Source organism: Actinacidiphila bryophytorum, assembly GCF_016916835.1.
Taxonomy (GTDB): domain Bacteria; phylum Actinomycetota; class Actinomycetes; order Streptomycetales; family Streptomycetaceae; genus Actinacidiphila; species Actinacidiphila bryophytorum.
Map to the genome: position 1 here is coordinate 1 of NZ_JAFFIX010000002.1, position 15,343 is coordinate 15,343.

Sequence of the window (15,343 nt, forward strand, 5' to 3'; positions counted from 1 at the left end):
CTCGCTCCGCGTCAGCGCGCGCGCCGCTTGCCTGCCTTGCCTCCCATGAACCCGAGGCCCATCGTGGCCAACCCGAGCGCACAGGCGACGCCGCCGACGATGGCGTTGTTCACCACCGTGTGCGTCGTGGACGCATCAGGTCCCGCGATGGCCCAGGGCGCCACGATCGTCCACACGCCGATCGCGATGGCGCACCAGCCCAGGCCGACGGTCCGCTCCAGCACCGAGCCGAAGCCCATGGCGAGCACGGCCAGCGCGATACCGGTGATCAGGTTGCTGACCCGCAGGCCCGTGAAGTTCTGGAAGCCCACCACCCAGGGCGAGATCGCCAGGTAGAGACCGGTCAGCAAGCAGAGGCCCTCGATCAGCCCCGAGATCGGCTTCGCAGACGCCTCCGCGTAACGGCCGCGCAGGGCCATCAGATCCGGATGGGTGTCGATCTGCGATGTCGAGTGAGTCGAATCGGTGGCCATTCCAGCCACCTCCTTCGCAGTGTGCAGTGCAGTTTCGTGTCGTTCCTACCGACGGATGTCCTCCGGGTCTCCGCCCCGGATCTGCCGCATCCTTACTCAGCGTAAATCCGTAGGCAGCTCCCTGGCCACTTACGCGGGCTTTAACTTTGCACCTTTTTGTCCCGGTCCGGATCAGGGGCCGATTCCGGGGGTGCGCCAGGACTGCGCCTCGGCGATCACCACGCCCGCGAGCCGCGCCGACCGTACGGCGATCCCGCGCGGCGGGACCGGGCGGCCGTTGTCCAGCCACCAGGTGATGGACTGCACGGACATCGCCGCCAGGACGGCCGGCACCAGGTCCGGGCCGGTGCGCCCGCCCGGCGGGGGCGGCAGGTGGGCGGCGACCGTCCCGGCGAGCGTCGCCCGCATCCGGTCGGCGAACCAGGCGCTGCCGTTGCGGCCGAGCAGGGCGCCGTAGAAGCGGTGGTAGGCGTCGACGTGCTCGAAGAAGCCGACCCAGCGCTCCAGCGGCGTGCGGTCGGCCGCGCCGAAGGAGCCGAGCATCTCCGCGACGGCCTCGTCGAAGACCAGCTCGACCAGCTGGTACTTGTCCCGGTGGCTGCGGTAGAAGGCCGCGCGGCTGACCATCGCGCGCTCGCAGATCGCGGCGACGGTGACCCGCTCGAAGCCGCGCTCCTCGATCAGGTCGACGAGCGCGTCGCGCAGCAGCTTGCGCGTCCGCCGTACCCGTACGCTCTCCACGGCCCCCAGCATGCCAGCACCGCGGAGGCGCCTCTTGGCCGGACCCGTGGCCCCCTCCCCGGCGCCCAGGTTGAGTACCGGTACTCATGCGGTGCCGCGCGTCCCTTCGCACACTCGCCGCATGGACGCATATCGCTGCCCGGGCTGCCATGCCTACGCCGGTCCCGCCGTCGCCGACGGCGGCCCCGCGGTGTGCCCCGTGTGCCGGCTGCCGCTCGAAGGCCCCGAGATCGCCGAACTGCGGTCACTGGACGCCGAGTTGGGCGCCGTCGAGGCGCGGCGGGCGGTGCTGCACCAGCGCAGGGCCGCACTCGTCGGGCAGTTGCGCGCCAGGCAGTACGCGGCGGCCGGCGGCGGGCGCGTGCCGCTGCCGGACGCCCCGCCGCGCTCCGCGCAGAACGTCCTGCTCAGCCTCGGCGGTGTGCTGGTCGTCGTGGCCGGACTGGTCTTCACCCTGGTCAGCTGGGGCAGCCTCGGCATCGGCGGGCGCGGCGCCGTCCTCACCGCGCTGACCGCCCTCGTCCTGACCGCGCCCCTCGCCCTGCGCCGCCGCGGCCTCGACGCCACCGCGGAGACCGCCTCCGCGGTCGGCCTGGCACTCGTCCTGCTCGACGCCTACGCCGCCAGGGCCGCCGGCATCGCAGGCCTCGCGCACACCGACGCCGCCGCCTACTGGGCCGCGGTCACCGCCCTGTCCTCCGCCGCCGCGGCCGCCTACGCCCGCGCGACCCGCTCCCGCCTCGTCCCCTACGCGGCCCTCCTGCTGCTCCAGTGCCCCGCCCTCCTGGTCGCGGCCTCCCTGCGGCTCGACACGACGGGCTTCGCCTACGCCCTGCTCGCCGCCGCCGTGGCCGACGCGGCAGTGGCCCAGGCCCTGCGCATGCCCGCGGCCCGCACCGCCGCATTCGCCGTGACGGCGGCGGCCGTCCTGCTGGCCGCGCCCGCCGCCTCCGCCGCAACGACCCTCCCCAGCGCCCTGCGCGCCGCCACCCCGCTGGCCCTGGCCGCCGCCCTGTCCCTGACGGCCGCCCGGTCCTTGACCGCCGCTGGGCCGCTGACCGCCGCCCGGTCCCTGACCTCCGCTGCGTCCCTGACCGACGCCCCGTCCGGGCCTCAGCGGGCCTGGGCCTCCGCCCGGCCCCTGGCTGCCGCTGGGCCGCCGGCCGCGGCCCGATCCCTGGCCGCCGCCCGTGCCGGGCAGCAGCGGGCCTGGGCCGCCGCCGTACTCGGCGGGCTGGCGCTCGTCGGAGCCGTCGGGGCGCTGCCATGGGCCGTACTCGGCGACGGCTGGCGGGTCGCGGGCGTCGCCGGGGCCGCCGGTGCCGTGGGCTTCGCCGCCCTGGCGGGAATGACCCCGGTGCCGGTTGTCGGACCCGTGCGGCGGGTACAGGACCCGCTGCGGGGCGGGGTGTTCGCGGCCGGCGCGGCCGTACTCGCCCTCGGCACGGCGGACGTCCTGCCCGACCTCGCACACGCCCTCGTACGGATGCGGTCCGGCGGCCACGTGCCGGTCGTCGCCGCCGTTCTCGCGGCCCTGCTGGCCGGGGCCGCCGAACGCTTCGGACGGCAGCGCGCGCCCCTGCTCTGCGGCGCCGCCCTCGCCGCGGCGGGCGCGGTGGTGACGGCACCGCCGGCCGCCGGGTGGCCCTACGCGGCCTCGCTCGCCGTCGCCGGTACGGCAGCGCTGGGCGCGGGCCTGTGGCTGCTGCGCCGGCCCGCCGCCGACGCCCTGCCGCAGGCCTGCGCACTGCTCGCCCCCGCGGCCGTCGCCCTCGCCTGGTCGCTCACCCACGACGCCGCCGCACTCACCGTCTGGGCCGCCGCAGCCGCACTCGCCGCCTGCCTCACCGCCGCCGGACGCCACGCCGTACCCGCCGCCGCCTTCACCGTCTGCGCCCTCGGCTACGAAGCCGCTCGCGCGGGCGCCGCAGCCGGGCTCGCCCCGCACCTCGCCGCCTTCGCCGTCCTCGGCGTCGGGATCGCGACCGTGCCGGTCGCTGCGCGGCTTCGGGGGCGGGTCGGGCTCGCCGTCGAACACAGCGGCTACGCCCTCGGCGCCGTCGCCCTCGCCGCCACCGCCGCCCACCCCGACGCGCTCAGCGCCGCCCTCGGCGTCGCCGGCGCCGGAGCGGCCGGGACCGCCGTCCGCGCCGACCGCCGCACCCGCGGCGCCGTCGCGGCGGGCGTGCTGCTCGCCGCATCCTCCTGGGTACGCCTCGGGCTCGCCGGAGTGACCGCACCAGAGCCCTACACGGTGAGCGTCTCCGCGGTACTCCTCGCCGTCGGCTACCTGCGACGGCGCCGCGACCCCGCGCTCGGCTCCTGGCCCGCATACGGGTCCGGCCTCGCCTTCTCCCTGCTGCCCAGCCTCGTCGCCGCCTGGGCCGGCACGCACGGGCTGCGCCCGCTCCTGCTGGGCCTCACCGCCCTCGCGGTCACCCTCCTCGGCGCCCGCCACCGCCTGCGGGCGCCGCTGCTCACCGGCGGGGCGGTGCTCCTGGCTGACGCTGCCCGGGAGCTGGCACCGAGTGTTGCCCACACGGTGGGGCGGCTCCCCCACTGGGTCGCCGTCGCAGGCGCCGGCCTCCTGCTCCTCTACGTCGGCGCGACGTACGAACGTCGCCTCCGCACCGCCCAGCGCCTCCGCACCACCTTCCACACCCTGACCTAGGCCGTGTTTTGTGAGTAGCGCCGTCCGCCCACAGGGCGGGCCCCGCGGCGTCCGGTGCGTGCGATCGCAAGGCGGAGGGTCGTCCTCGTAGTGGGACTACCCGGACGACTCCGACAACGCAGCGAGCGTGCAGGCCAGGCGTCGCGGGGCAGGCGGGACTTCCACAACACGGCCTAGCCCCCGCCCCCCTACGGCGGGCGCCCCCCTTTCCCCTTCCCCCGGGTGACGGGTTCCCCCGGCCGTTCCCCGCGCCCCTGGGTGATTGCCACTTGCTGTGGGCTCGCACCTTCCGGTGCGTCGTGATCGGGCGCGCAGTTCCCCGCGCCCCTGGGTGGTGCCCTCTTCCCGCAGAGTTGGCGCTGTCAGGCGGCGCCCGCCGCGCAGGAGGGTAAGCGTTTTTCAGGGGCGCGGGGAACTGCGCGCCCAGCCCCCACCGGGCGGCAAGAAGGCAACGCCACCGCAAGAGGCACCCACCTGGGGGCGCTGGGGGTACCCCCAGGCGAAGCTCTGGGGGCGGAACTGCGCGGCCAATCACCCACCCACCGGGAGGCGAACGCCCACCGCAAGGGGCAGGGGCCGGCCCCGGCTAGGGGCGGGGGGCGGCGTGGCGCAAGGCCAGGGTCGCCAGGGCTTCCGGGGCACCCGGTTGGTGGCGGACGCCCGGGAATGCGTTGACGTCGACGATGAGCGGGCGCCCGCCACCCGCGTCGATGACGTCGACGCCGTAGACGTCGAGGCCGAAGACCTCGCCGACCTGGTGGACCAGGGCGGGCCAGGACGGGGGGAGGTCGGTGAGGGGGACGGGGCCGCCGCCGGGGGCGGCCGGGGACAGTTCGGAGCGGCGCAGGGCCGCGAAGACGTGCGGCCCGATCGCCCAGAGCTTGTGGTCCCAGCCGGGGTTGGCGGCGAAGTCCTGGACGACGTAGGGCTCGGCGGCGGCCCGCGCCGCGAACTCCGCTATCTGCCCTGCCTTGTCGAGCCGCACCACCACGTCCCCTTTGCGGCTGTGCCGGCTCTTGACGACGACGGCCCCGGGCGGCGGCGTCTCGGCGAGCCCGCGGGCGAGGTCGCCGCCGGAGGCGTAGGTGCGGGTCGGCGCGAAGGGCAGGCCGGCCCGCAGGGCGTCCTCGGCCATCGCCGTACGGTCCTGGCAGCGCCCGGTGGCCGCCGACGTGTTGACCACGGGCACACCGCCGGCCTCGATCTGCCGGGCCAGTGCCAGCGCCCGCGGGGTGCGGGCCTTGAGCAGGTAGACGTCGGCGGGGTCGGCCGGGGCCTGCGCACTGGCCGGGTCGAGCACCTCGACGCGGTGTCCCGCGCCGGTGAGCAGTGAGGTCGCCGCCGCCAGCAGGGGGTGCCCGGGGTCGGGGGTGATGAGGCCGACCCTCACAGCGTGTCGCCGACCGCGACCGGCACCGGGGCGGTGGTGACCGCCGCGGTGGCCGGGGTGGGCCGTTCCCCCGCGGCCAGCGCGAGGACGGCGCTGGCCACCCGCGATGCCGCGTCGGGCACTTGGCGGAAGCTGGGGAAGTCGTTGACGTCCACGACGACCGGCCCGTCGGGGCCGAGGAGGACGTCGAGCCCGTAGAGGTCGAGTCCGTAGACGGCGCCGACCTGTGCGGCGAGCGCGGCGACCTCCCGGGACAGCGGCACCCGGAGTTCGCGGTGCGGGCGGTCGGGGTGCAGCGGGGAGCGGCGCTCGGTGGCGTAGAAGTCGTCGCCGACGCAGTAGACCTTGATGTCGACGCCCGCGTTGGGCACGTACGGCTGCGCGATGAGCAGGCCTTCGCCGCGCAGCACGGGGACGAGTGCGGGCAGCCGGTCGGGGGCGGCCAGCAGGTGCACGGCCCGGCCGGAGCTGCCGTGCGCGGGCTTGACGACCAGCGGGTATTCCGACTCCGGTATGTCGGCGAGGAGTTCGGGCTTGGCCGCCGCGTACGTCGTGGGCATGGGCAGGCCGCGGCTGCGTCCGATCGCCGCGGCGAGTGCCTTGTCGCGGACGCCGCGGATGGCCCGGGCGTCGTTGACCGTGGTCATCCCGGCCGCGGCGGCGGCTTCGAGGAGGGTGAGGCCCGGTCCGCCGGACACCGTCTTGAGCACCCACGCGTCATGGCTGCCCGCGCTGACGACCTCGGTCATCCGGTGCAGCGATCCCCCCGGTCGCAGCACGTCCACGTGGTGTCCCCAGGAGTGGAGACGGCGGATCACCTCGACCGGCATCCCGTCGTGGCGGTAGTTCTCCTCCACGAGAAAGCAGAGCTTCATGCGACCTTCCCCCCAACCCCCCTGTCCGTTCGCCTCCGGCGACCGGCGAAGCGTGAAGGTCACAGGATGCCACGGGAGTCAGGGACTTCCGACGCTGGTCCCAACTGCCCCTGTTCCAGCTCTTGTTGGGACGGAAGTCCGGCGTCCGGCGGGACCCGGCGCTCTCACTGCGCATGGCCCAGCGGGTCGATCTGCTCGGGTGTGGCGTCGTCTGCGGTGGTGGACTCGCTGAGGGTGCGCCACCGCTCGTCCTCCGCGAGCAGCGCGCGCCCGGCGGCGGTGGCGTAGGCGTACGCGTCCGGGCCGACGAGCAGCCGCAGCGGCGGTTCGTCGAGTGCGACGACGTCGAGCAGCAGCCGGGCGACCTTCGCCGGATCGCTGGCCGCGGTCGACTCGGGATTGTGCATCGCGGCCAACACGCCGACCGTCTCGGCGTACTCCGGGCGGACCGGGTCGACCCGCATCGAGGAGCCGGCCCAGTCGGTGCGCATACCGCCGGGCTCCAGCACGGTCACCTTGATGCCCAGCGGGCCGACCTCGCGGGCCAGCACCGAGGAGAAGCCGCCGACGGCCCACTTCGCGGACTGGTACGCCGACAGGCCGGGGGTCGCCATCCGCCCGCCGACCGAGGACACCTGCACGATGTGCCCCGAGCGCTGTTCGCGCATGAGCGGCAGCGCGGCCTGGGTGAGCCGGACGACGCCGAAGAGGTTGGTGTCGACCTGGGTGCGGAAGTCGTCGAAGCCGACGTCCTCGACCGCCCCGACGTTGGCATACCCGGCGTTGTTGACCAGCACGTCGAGCCGTCCGAAGCGGTCGACAGCGGTGCGGACCGCGGCGCGCGCCGCCGCGTCGTCGGTCACGTCGAGCGGGACGACCGCGAGCCGGTCGCCGTACTCCTCGGCGAGGTCGTCCAGGGCCTTGGGGCTGCGCACCCCGGCGACGACCCGGTGCCCCGCGCCGAGCGCGGCACCGACGATCTCCCGCCCGAGCCCGCGCGACGCGCCGCTGACCAGGAAGACCGCGGAAGCGGAGGAACGAGAGGAACGAGAGGAACGAGAGGAACGAGAGGAAGAGGAAGGGGTGGCGGACATGAGGTGCTCCTTCGACTGGCAGGCTTCGACCGACAGGCGGCTTACTAACCGGTTGATTAGTAACTGTCTGCATCCAGAGAACACCCATCCGAGGCCGATGTCAACTGTCCGGTTAGTTGATAAGGTGGGTGTCATGAACAGGGACGTCGCCGCCAGCAAGGTCATCGGCCGGGACGCGGAGGCCACCAGGCGCCGCCTGCTGGACGCGGCGACCCGCGAGTTCGCCGCGTACGGCATCGCCGGCAGCCGGGTGGACCGCATCGCGGCGGAGGCCCGGAGCAACAAGGCGCAGATCTACCACTACTTCGGCAGCAAGGACGGCCTCTTCGACGCCGTCTTCGACGCCATGTGCCGCGAGACGGTGGACGCGGTCCCGATCGACGCGGACGACCTGCCCGAGTACGCGGGGCGCCTCCACGACTCGTACGTGGAAAGGCCCTGGGCGCAGCGGCTGGCCACCTGGTACCGCCTGGAGCGGGCCGGCAGCGGCGCGCTGCTGCCCGTCGTCCTGGACAGCAACGCGGCCAAGATCCGCGCCGTCGCCGAGGCGCAGGAGGCGGGCCGGCTCACCACCCGCTTCCTCCCGGCGGAGCTGCTCGGCCTCGTGCTGCACCTCTCCGGCTTCTGGAGCAGCAATGTGCCCGAGTACGACGCCGTGGTCCCCGGCGGCGACGACTCGGCGGCGCACCGCCGCGAGGTCGTCGTCACGGCGGTGGCGGCGCTGCTGCACGACTGACGACCGCCGCCCCCCGACGGCGGCGCCGCCTCAGGAATCCCCGTCCGCGAGGCCCGCCTTGCGCCGCCACTCGGCGAGCGCCTCCCGGGTCGTCACGGCCTGCCGGTGTTCCGCGCCCCAGACGCGCTCACTGTCCGCGAGCACCTGGGCGAGGCTGTCGGCCGCGCCCGCCGGGTCGCCGGCCTCGCCCTGGTACCAGGCCAGGTTGTGCCGGGTGATCAGTGTGTTGTGGTCGTCGGGGCCGAGCACCCGCGCCTGGTCGGCGGCCACCGCCGCGAGGTCGATGACGGCGCCGACGGTGTCGCCCGCCTCGCCGCGCCAACGGGCCAGGTTCGCCCGGGCGATGAGGGTGTCGCGGTGGTCGGGGCCGAGGGTGCGGGTCCTGCGCGCGACGACTTCGGCCAGCGCCACGACCGCCCTGACCGGCTGCTTGCACAGGCCGTGGCAGTCGGCCGCCAGCCACAGCGTGTCCATGGTGCGGGGGTGGTCGTCGCCGAGGATGCGGCGCCGGTCGGCCAGCAGGGCCAGGTATTCGCGCAGCGCGCCGGCCGCGTCCCCCGCCTCGCGCAGGCGCAGGGCGAGCATCCCGCGGGTGTCCAGGGTCTCGGGGTGCTCGGGGCCGAGCAGCCGCTCCTCGTCGCCGAGCAGCGCGGTCAGGTCGGCTTCCACGGTGGCGAGTTCACCGCGGGCGGTGGCGGTCGCGGCCACCCAGGAGCGCCATTCGAGGGTGGCCAGGTGGTCGGGGCCGAAGACCCGCAGTGCCGCTTCCGCCGCCTGTCTGGCGGCGGCGTCGGCGGCGTCGGTCTCCCCGGCGCGTACGTGGGCGAGCACCACGGCCTCGCGCGCCCTGAAGGTCTGCCGGTGGTCGGGTCCCGCGGCCCGCTCGACGGCGGCGAGCACGGCGTGCGCCTCGTCCGCGAACTCCGCCCGGAAGGCCAGCAGATGTGCCCAGGCGATCTCCCGCCGGGTCTCCAGGGTGCCGAGGTGGTCGGCTCCCAGGATCCGGGTGCGGTCGGCGAGTACGGCCGCGAGGTCCGCCATGGCCTCGGCGCCGCCGTCGGTCGTCGCCCGGCGGAAGACGGCGAGGTGGTGCCGGGTGGCGAGGGTGTCGAGGCGGTTGCTGCCGAAGCGCTGCTGCACGTCGAGCACCTGGGTCAGTTCCTCGACGGCGCCGCGCAGGTCCCCGCTCTCGCCGCGCGAGACGGCCGCCTGGGAGCGCGCGTCGAGGACGTCGGGGTGCTCGGGGCCGAGCACCGCGGCGGCGTGGCGGGCCAGCAGCCGGAAGTAGTCGACGGCTTCGAGGGCCTGGCCCCATTCGGCGGCGCTGCGGCCGGCGCGGAAGGCGACGGCGGGGACGCCGTCGCGCAGCAGCACGGTGCTCCCGTGTTCCTGCAGCAGGTGCCAGGCGTTGGACCGCAGGAGGCGGGCGAGGTGCAGGCTGCCCTCGGTCTGCGGCCAGGCGGCGGCCAGTGCGCCGGCGGCGGCGCGTACGAGGTCGCCGAGCGTGTCGTCGGTGAGCGCGGCCAGGACGGCGGCGCGTACGGGGGCCTCGACCAGCACCGTGGCGGCGGCGGGGAGTTCCTGGATCTCGACCAGGCTCAGGTCGTAGAGCACGCGGACCGCGCGGGTGACGTCCTGCGCGGTGACGAGGTCGCCGCCGCGCAGCCGGGTGAGCAGGGCCAGTGCGGGTCCGGTGGCCAGCACGTCGCGCGGGACGCCCGCCTCCTGGAAGACGGCGGCCAGTTGGAGCACGGGCGAGGCGACGCCCGCCGGGTGGCGGCTGTTGGCGGCGTCGACGGTGAGCCGCAGCGGGGCGTGGGCGGCGGGGACGCCGGAGCCGCGGTCGTCGAGACGCTGGATGTACGTGGGGACGTCGATGCCCTCGGCGGTGATGTGCCGCACGGCGAGGGCCAGCGAGGCGGGTACGGCGCCGAGCCGGTCGGCGAGTGCGGTGAGCGCCGCGGGCGGGCGGGCCGCGGCCGGGTGCCGGGCGAGGGCACGTTCGAGGTAGGCGGTGGCCTCCTGCCGCTGGAAGGGCCGCACTTGGACGATCACGGGGTCGGCTGCCCGGTCGAAGTCGCGGCGGCTGCTGGTGACCAGGACCCGGCCGACGGGGCTGGCGGGCGGCCACAGCCCTTCGGCGAGCTCCGCGGGTTCTGCGACCCCGTCGAGGACGACGAGCCAGGGCCGCGGCTCCGTACCGCCCGCGGGGAGCAGCCAGTTGAGGAAGGCCTGGGCGCCTTCCGCCGGGTCGAAGAAGTAGCGGCCGAGGATGTCCTGGGCGGCTTGGGCGTAGGCGGCGGTGACGCTCTCGCGGGTGGCGTCCGCGACCCACAGCAGCAGCCTTAACTCACCGTTGCGCCAGGCGTTCTCGGCGTATTCGACGGCGAGTTGGGTCTTGCCGGTGCCTGCGGTGCCGGTGAGGACCAGCGGGCGGCCGGTGTGTGCGGTCAGGCTCTCGGCGAGGTCGCGGGGCTGGAAGTGCGGTGCCTGGACGGGGATGCGGCCGATGCGGTGCGGCAGCGGTACGGGGGTCAGGGGCGCGGAGGCCTGGAAGTGGTTGAAGGTGGTGGCCCTGCCGACGGCGACGCCGCCGCTGCTGCTCTCGACGTGCATCTGCCCGCCGATCAGCGGTGCGGCGGCGGCCAGGGGCACGGCGGGTACGGCCTGGCCGCGTGCCTGCGGTGCGCCGGGTGCGGCCTGTGCGGCCGGTTCCGCGGCTTCGGCACGTGCGGCCCGCGCGACCGTCGGCGCGGCTGGGCGGTGGGGCGCCGGATCGCTCAGCCCTGGGGAGCGTCCGGCGGCGTAGGGCGTTCCTGTCCGTCGTCGGCGCGTACGGCGTCGGTCCTGCCGAGGTGCACGTCGCGTACGACGGCCGCGGCGACGGACCCGGAACCCTGCGCCGTGATCGACAGGTTGCCGCCGACGGCGACGCCGCCGTGGTCGGCGCCGACCGGTGCCTGCGCGGCGGGGAGCCGGTCGAGCAGGGCGCGCAACTGCGCCGCGGCGGTGTTCCTTTCCAGCGGGTCGTCGAGGTCGTCGAGCAGGTCCTGGATGCGGGTCTGCCAGATGGCCCGGTAGGCGGCGCGTACGGACTCGGCCTGTGCGGGTCCGACCGCGGCCAGCTCCGCGCCGGTCTGGTCGAGCCGTTCCAGCACGGCGGTCTGGCGGCGTTCGCTGCCGCGCCCGAACCAGCGGGCGAGGCTGTCGCGCAGGCCGGCCCACGCGTCCGTACCGGCTGCCGTGGCGACAGCCGCTCCCCCCGAGGCCGCGAGTGCGGCGAGTGCTTCGTCCAGCATGGACACCCCTGTACGCAAAGGCCGTTGGGAAGACGGTATCCCGTGCCGCGGGGTGCTGTCCCGGGCACGCGCAGAAGCGCGCCCCGCCCCGCCGGTGAGGGGTCCGGCAGAGCAGGGCGCGGGGGAAGGCCCCCGGGAGGGGCGGGGTTCGTGAGCGCCCCGGGGGCGGGGTCTCAGGAGGTCTGCAGGGCGCTCCACTTCTGGGCGTCGGTGCCGTTGCAGTCGTAGAGCTGGAGTTGGGTGCCGTCGGCGGTGGAGGAGGACGGGTCGTCGAGGCAGCGGCCGGAGACGGGGTTGCGGTAGCCGCCGTTGTAGGGCTGCCACTGCTGGTTGCCGCCGCCGTTGCAGTCCCAGATCTCCAGCTTGGTGCCGTTGGCGGTGCCGTTCGCGGTGGCGTCCAGGCATTTGCCGAGCACCCGCAGGGTGCCGCCGGCGGCGGACCACACCTGGGCGTTGGTGCCGTTGCAGGTCCACAGCTGCACCGCGGTGCCGTTCGCGGTGGAACTGCCGTTGTCGTCCAGGCACTTGCCGGCGATGCCGGAGTGGATGACGCCCGAGGTCAGGGCGACGGGGGCGTGGATCCAGCCGGCGGCGTCGGCGGCCTGGACGGCCGAGTTGAAGGCGGTGGCCATCTTGACGTAGCCGCCGTCGTTGGGGTGGAGGGCGTCGGCGAGGTCGGCGGTGGTCAGGGCACTCATGTCGACGTAGCCGACGTGCTTGCCGGCCGCCTGCTCGGCCTGGACGATGCCGGGCACCGCCTGGTTGAAGGCGGGGCGGTAGGTCTCCTCTGTGGAGTTGGTGGAGATGATCAGCGACGCGACGAGCACGGTGGCGTCGGGCGCGTCGGCGGTGAGCTGGTCGACCAGCGCGTGCAGCCGGTCGGTGGCGGTGGGCACCTGGTAGTTCTGGTTGAGGTCGTTGGTGCCGATCTCCAGCGTGATGACGTTGGGCCGGTAGCGGGCGACGACGGAGTCGGCGATGCCCGCGATCTGGTCGATGCGCCAGCCGGAGTGGCCCTCGTTGTCGGGGTCGGACATGGCGCCGTCGCGCCCGCTGCCGACGAAGTCCAGGCTGTGGCCTTCGCCCGCGAGGTCGTTCCACAGCGCGGAGCGGTAGCTGTCGCCGGTGCTGCTGCCGACGCCCCAGGTGATGGAGTCGCCGAGCGGCATCAGCCGCAGCGGGGCGGGGGCCGCGGCGGCAGCGGGTGCTGCGGCGCGGGCTGTGGTGCCGCCCAGCGCGGTGAGTGCGGCGACGGTGGTCAGTGCCGCGGCGAGGGCGGCGGTCAGTCGTCTCATCGTCCGGTCCTCCAGATCTGGTTGGCGCCGCCGGTGCAGGTCCAGATGTCCAGCGGTGTGCTGTCGGCCGTGCCGTGCGCGTCGGCGTCCAGGCACTTGCCCGAGGCGACACCGACGACCGTGCCGTCGGACCTGGCGTTCCACTGCTGGCCCGCGCTGCCGTTGCAGTCGTGGATCTCCACGCCGGTGCCGTCCGCGGTGCCGCCGCCGACGGGCTGCAGGCACTTGGTGTCGAAGACGGTCAGCCGCCCGTTGGCGGTGGACGTCCAGGCCTGGTTGCTGCCGCCGTTGCAGTCCCACAGCGCGGGCTGGGTGCCGTTGGCCTCGTTGGCGGCGGGTACGTCCACGCAGCGGCCGGACTCCTGGCCGCGCAGCGCGGTGGTGACGCTGCCGCGGTCCCACTTCTGGTTGGCGCCGCCGTTGCACGTCCACAGCTCCAACGGGGTGCCGTTGGCAGTGCCGTTGGCGGTGGCGTCCAGGCACTTGCCGGAGCCGGCGCCGACGACGGTGCCGTCGGCGTTGACCGTCCACTGCTGGCCCGGGGTGCCGTTGCAGTCGTAGATCTGCACGACGGTGCCGTCCGCGGTGCCGCCGCCTGCCGCGTCGAGGCACTTGGTGCCGTAGACCATCAGCTGCTTGGACGGGGTCGCGGTCCAGGTCTGGTTGGGGCCGCCGTTGCAGCCCCACAGCGCCACCGCGGTGTTGTTGTCCTGGCTGGACGCGGGCACGTCGGCGCACAGCCCGGACTGCCGGCCCTTGAGCACCCCGCTGACGTTGCCCGGCGCGTTGGGCGTGACGGACAGGTTGTCGAACTGGTCGGTCTGGTAGCCGGCGACGCCGAATCCGATCTGGCCGCTGCCGTAGGAGTTGTCGTTGACCGCGCCGAGGGTGACGCCGTCGAGGGTGGCGGTGATGCGGTCGCCGGAGAAGCCCAGGGCCATGGTGTGCCAGGTGTTCAGGGCGAGTCCCGCGCGGGTGCCGGAGGCCAGCGTGGTGAGGTTGCCGGAGCTGCTGTTCTTCGCGATGGACCAGGCACCGGTGTTGCTCAGCCGCAGCTGGTACGCCGCCTGGTGGCTCTGCGGGCGGTTCTGGGTGCCGGCCCTGCCGAGCAGGGTGACGGTGCCGGCCTGCTGCATCTCCACGTCGGTGCTGACGGTGTAGTCGGACCAGGCCGGGTCGCCGGCCAGGGTGAAGGCGTCGGAGTCGTCCTGCCATTCGATGGGCTTGACCGGGGCGACCTGCTGGACGCACTGCCCGCCGCGCCCGCCGGCGCAGGGCCTGGCCTCGAAGGAGCCCTGCATGTCGGACAGGTACCTGGCCTGGGTGTTCGTGGCGGTGCCTTCGTAGGTGTCGGAGTAGGGAAGGGCCAGTGCGTGGGCGGCGGGTGCGGCGGCGGTGCCCTTGCCCTGCCCGGTGGTCGTGGTGACGGTGTAGACGTAGCCGGGCTGCAGGGTCAGCGAGTAGCTGCCGCCCGAGGGGGTGATGTCCTGGGTGTGGACGAAGTCCGTCGCCGCGCTGGGGGCGTTGACCCGGGTGGCCCACACGTGGACGGCGCCGGTGGACAGGCCGCCCTGGACGTGCACGGCCGCGGTCTGCGCGGTGGTCGCGGTGGTGGTCTCCAGGACCGTGGAGTAGTCGCTGCCGTTCGGGGACTTCAGCGTGACGTAGCTGCCGTTGCTCTCGGCGCCGCCCAGGTAGCCGGAGGCGGAGTCGACGAACTTCCAGCCGGGCTGCGCGAACTGGGTGACCTGGGCGGTGGCCCAGGTGTTCTCGCCGACGGTGTAGTGCCCCGACCAGGGGGACGCGGCGGTGGCCAGGCCCACGGTGGCGTAGGGCAGGTTGGGGTAGATCGCGGCGACCAGCGGCCAGTTGAGGTAGGCGGTCATACGGGCGTCCACGTAGCCGCGGACGATGGAGCGGATCAGCGGGGGTGCGCCCTGGTCCATGTCGATGGAGCCGTTCTCACTGGCCCACAGCGGCTTGCCCTTGTTCTTGGCGGTGGTGGTGGACGAGCAGGTGTCGGCGTTGCCGCCGTCGCCGCCCTGGCAGGGGTAGTGGGCGCCGATGACCGAGACGGCGTTGTCGAAGGCGGAGTCGGCCGCCATGTCGTCGGCGACGCCCCAGCCGGAGTCGTCACCGACGATCTGCACGCTGCCGTACCCGGCGCTGTTGAGGGCGCTGCGCAGCTGGATGTACCAGGTGACGTCGTGGCCGCGTTCGTTCCAGCCGCCGAGGTAGCTGATGGGCAGGCCGTGCTGCTTGGCGCAGCCGAGCCAGGAGATCAGGTAGTTGATGGTGTCGGTGGACCAGAAGCCGCCGCTGATCCAGCCGGGGGCGGCCCAGGCGAGGCCGTAGAGCTTGATGTCCGGGTTGCGGGCCTTGGCCTGCTCCATGAGCCAGAACTCGTATCCGGCGTTGCAGTTGACGGTGCCGCGGACGTGCTCGATCGAGGGCTCGGAGCCGTCGGTGGAGTTGGCGTCGCCGCCGATCTCGGCCTTGAGCAGTTGCAGGCTCGCGCCGTAGCCGGGCTTGAAGAGGTAGTCCAGGATCTGCGACTGCTGGGCGGCCGGGTAGTCGGTCAGCAGGCGGGAGTTGCCGCCGCCGCCGCTGATGGCGCCGATCCCGTCGAAGGTCCGCCCGCCCTGGGTGCCGTCCACGGTGATCGAGGTGGAGGTGGCGGCGTGGGCGGAGGCGAGGGGTAAGGCCGCCAGCAGTGCGGCCAGCAGAGTCAGCACCCACAGCGGGGCGAGTCTGCGGTGTCGGGACATG

The 15,343-nt window shown here is 74.4% G+C and carries 11 protein-coding genes; 2 read left to right on the forward strand and 9 right to left on the reverse strand.

Annotated features, from left to right (window positions below):
* Positions 1–11: 11 nt before the first annotated feature.
* Positions 12–473, reverse strand: coding sequence for an SPW repeat protein (locus tag JT723_RS03230; protein WP_205042839.1), 462 nt, complete (start codon positions 471–473; stop codon positions 12–14).
* A 171-nt stretch (positions 474–644) separates the two neighbouring features.
* Positions 645–1,214, reverse strand: coding sequence for a TetR/AcrR family transcriptional regulator (locus tag JT723_RS03235; protein WP_205042840.1), 570 nt, complete (start codon positions 1,212–1,214; stop codon positions 645–647).
* A 121-nt stretch (positions 1,215–1,335) separates the two neighbouring features.
* On the opposite strand from JT723_RS03235, the gene JT723_RS35700 reads away from it, so the two are divergent.
* On the forward strand, positions 1,336–3,885 hold the full coding sequence (locus tag JT723_RS35700; RefSeq protein WP_205042841.1) for an SCO7613 C-terminal domain-containing membrane protein: 2,550 nt from the start codon (positions 1,336–1,338) through the stop codon (positions 3,883–3,885).
* A gap of 586 nt (positions 3,886–4,471) precedes the next feature.
* Here the strand turns inward: JT723_RS35700 and JT723_RS03245 are convergent.
* The 3 genes from JT723_RS03245 to JT723_RS03255 form a co-directional block, all read right to left on the reverse strand.
* Positions 4,472–5,275, reverse strand: coding sequence for an ATP-grasp domain-containing protein (locus JT723_RS03245; protein WP_205042842.1), 804 nt, complete (start codon positions 5,273–5,275; stop codon positions 4,472–4,474).
* Entirely contained in the window at positions 5,272–6,150 is an 879-nt protein-coding gene (locus JT723_RS03250; protein WP_205042843.1) for an ATP-grasp domain-containing protein, read from the reverse strand. Before JT723_RS03250 ends, JT723_RS03245 begins: the two co-directional genes overlap by 4 nt.
* Positions 6,151–6,314: 164 nt before the next feature.
* A complete protein-coding gene (locus JT723_RS03255) occupies positions 6,315–7,244 on the reverse strand; it encodes an SDR family NAD(P)-dependent oxidoreductase (protein WP_205042844.1) in 930 nt (309 codons plus the stop codon).
* 133 nt (positions 7,245–7,377) lie between these two features.
* Between JT723_RS03255 and JT723_RS03260 the strand changes: the two genes are divergently transcribed.
* Complete coding sequence (locus JT723_RS03260; protein ID WP_205042845.1) at positions 7,378–7,980, forward strand: TetR/AcrR family transcriptional regulator; 603 nt, start codon at positions 7,378–7,380, stop codon at positions 7,978–7,980.
* 30 nt (positions 7,981–8,010) lie between these two features.
* Here the strand turns inward: JT723_RS03260 and JT723_RS03265 are convergent, their stop codons facing one another.
* The 4 genes from JT723_RS03265 to JT723_RS03280 form a co-directional block, all read right to left on the reverse strand.
* A complete protein-coding gene (locus JT723_RS03265; RefSeq protein WP_205042846.1) occupies positions 8,011–10,635 on the reverse strand; it encodes a tetratricopeptide repeat protein in 2,625 nt (874 codons plus the stop codon).
* Between the two features lie 125 nt (positions 10,636–10,760).
* Positions 10,761–11,279 carry a hypothetical protein gene (locus JT723_RS03270; RefSeq protein ID WP_205042847.1) on the reverse strand — a complete coding sequence of 173 codons (519 nt, stop codon included), beginning with the start codon at positions 11,277–11,279 and terminating at the stop codon, positions 10,761–10,763.
* 173 nt (positions 11,280–11,452) lie between these two features.
* Positions 11,453–12,574 (reverse strand): SGNH/GDSL hydrolase family protein, encoded by a 1,122-nt coding sequence (locus JT723_RS03275; protein WP_205042848.1) that lies wholly within the window; start codon positions 12,572–12,574, stop codon positions 11,453–11,455.
* Positions 12,571–15,342: a ricin-type beta-trefoil lectin domain protein gene (locus JT723_RS03280; RefSeq protein ID WP_240165030.1), complete on the reverse strand. Its 2,772-nt coding sequence runs from the start codon at positions 15,340–15,342 to the stop codon at positions 12,571–12,573. The genes JT723_RS03275 and JT723_RS03280 overlap by 4 nt, the downstream gene beginning before the upstream one ends.
* Between the last annotated feature and the right edge of the window lies 1 nt (position 15,343).

Excerpts from the sequence above, each read along its gene's own strand:
- JT723_RS03280 (WP_240165030.1), bottom strand. The coding sequence starts at position 15,342 with ATGTCCCGACACCGCAGACTCGCCCCGCTGTGGGTGCTGACTCTGCTG.
- JT723_RS03230 (WP_205042839.1), bottom strand. The coding sequence starts at position 473 with ATGGCCACCGATTCGACTCACTCGACATCGCAGATCGACACCCATCCG.
- JT723_RS03270 (WP_205042847.1), bottom strand. The coding sequence starts at position 11,279 with ATGCTGGACGAAGCACTCGCCGCACTCGCGGCCTCGGGGGGAGCGGCT.
- JT723_RS35700 (WP_205042841.1), top strand. The coding sequence starts at position 1,336 with ATGGACGCATATCGCTGCCCGGGCTGCCATGCCTACGCCGGTCCCGCC.
- JT723_RS03260 (WP_205042845.1), top strand. The coding sequence starts at position 7,378 with ATGAACAGGGACGTCGCCGCCAGCAAGGTCATCGGCCGGGACGCGGAG.
- JT723_RS03250 (WP_205042843.1), bottom strand. The coding sequence starts at position 6,150 with ATGAAGCTCTGCTTTCTCGTGGAGGAGAACTACCGCCACGACGGGATG.
- JT723_RS03255 (WP_205042844.1), bottom strand. The coding sequence starts at position 7,244 with ATGTCCGCCACCCCTTCCTCTTCCTCTCGTTCCTCTCGTTCCTCTCGT.
- JT723_RS03275 (WP_205042848.1), bottom strand. The coding sequence starts at position 12,574 with ATGAGACGACTGACCGCCGCCCTCGCCGCGGCACTGACCACCGTCGCC.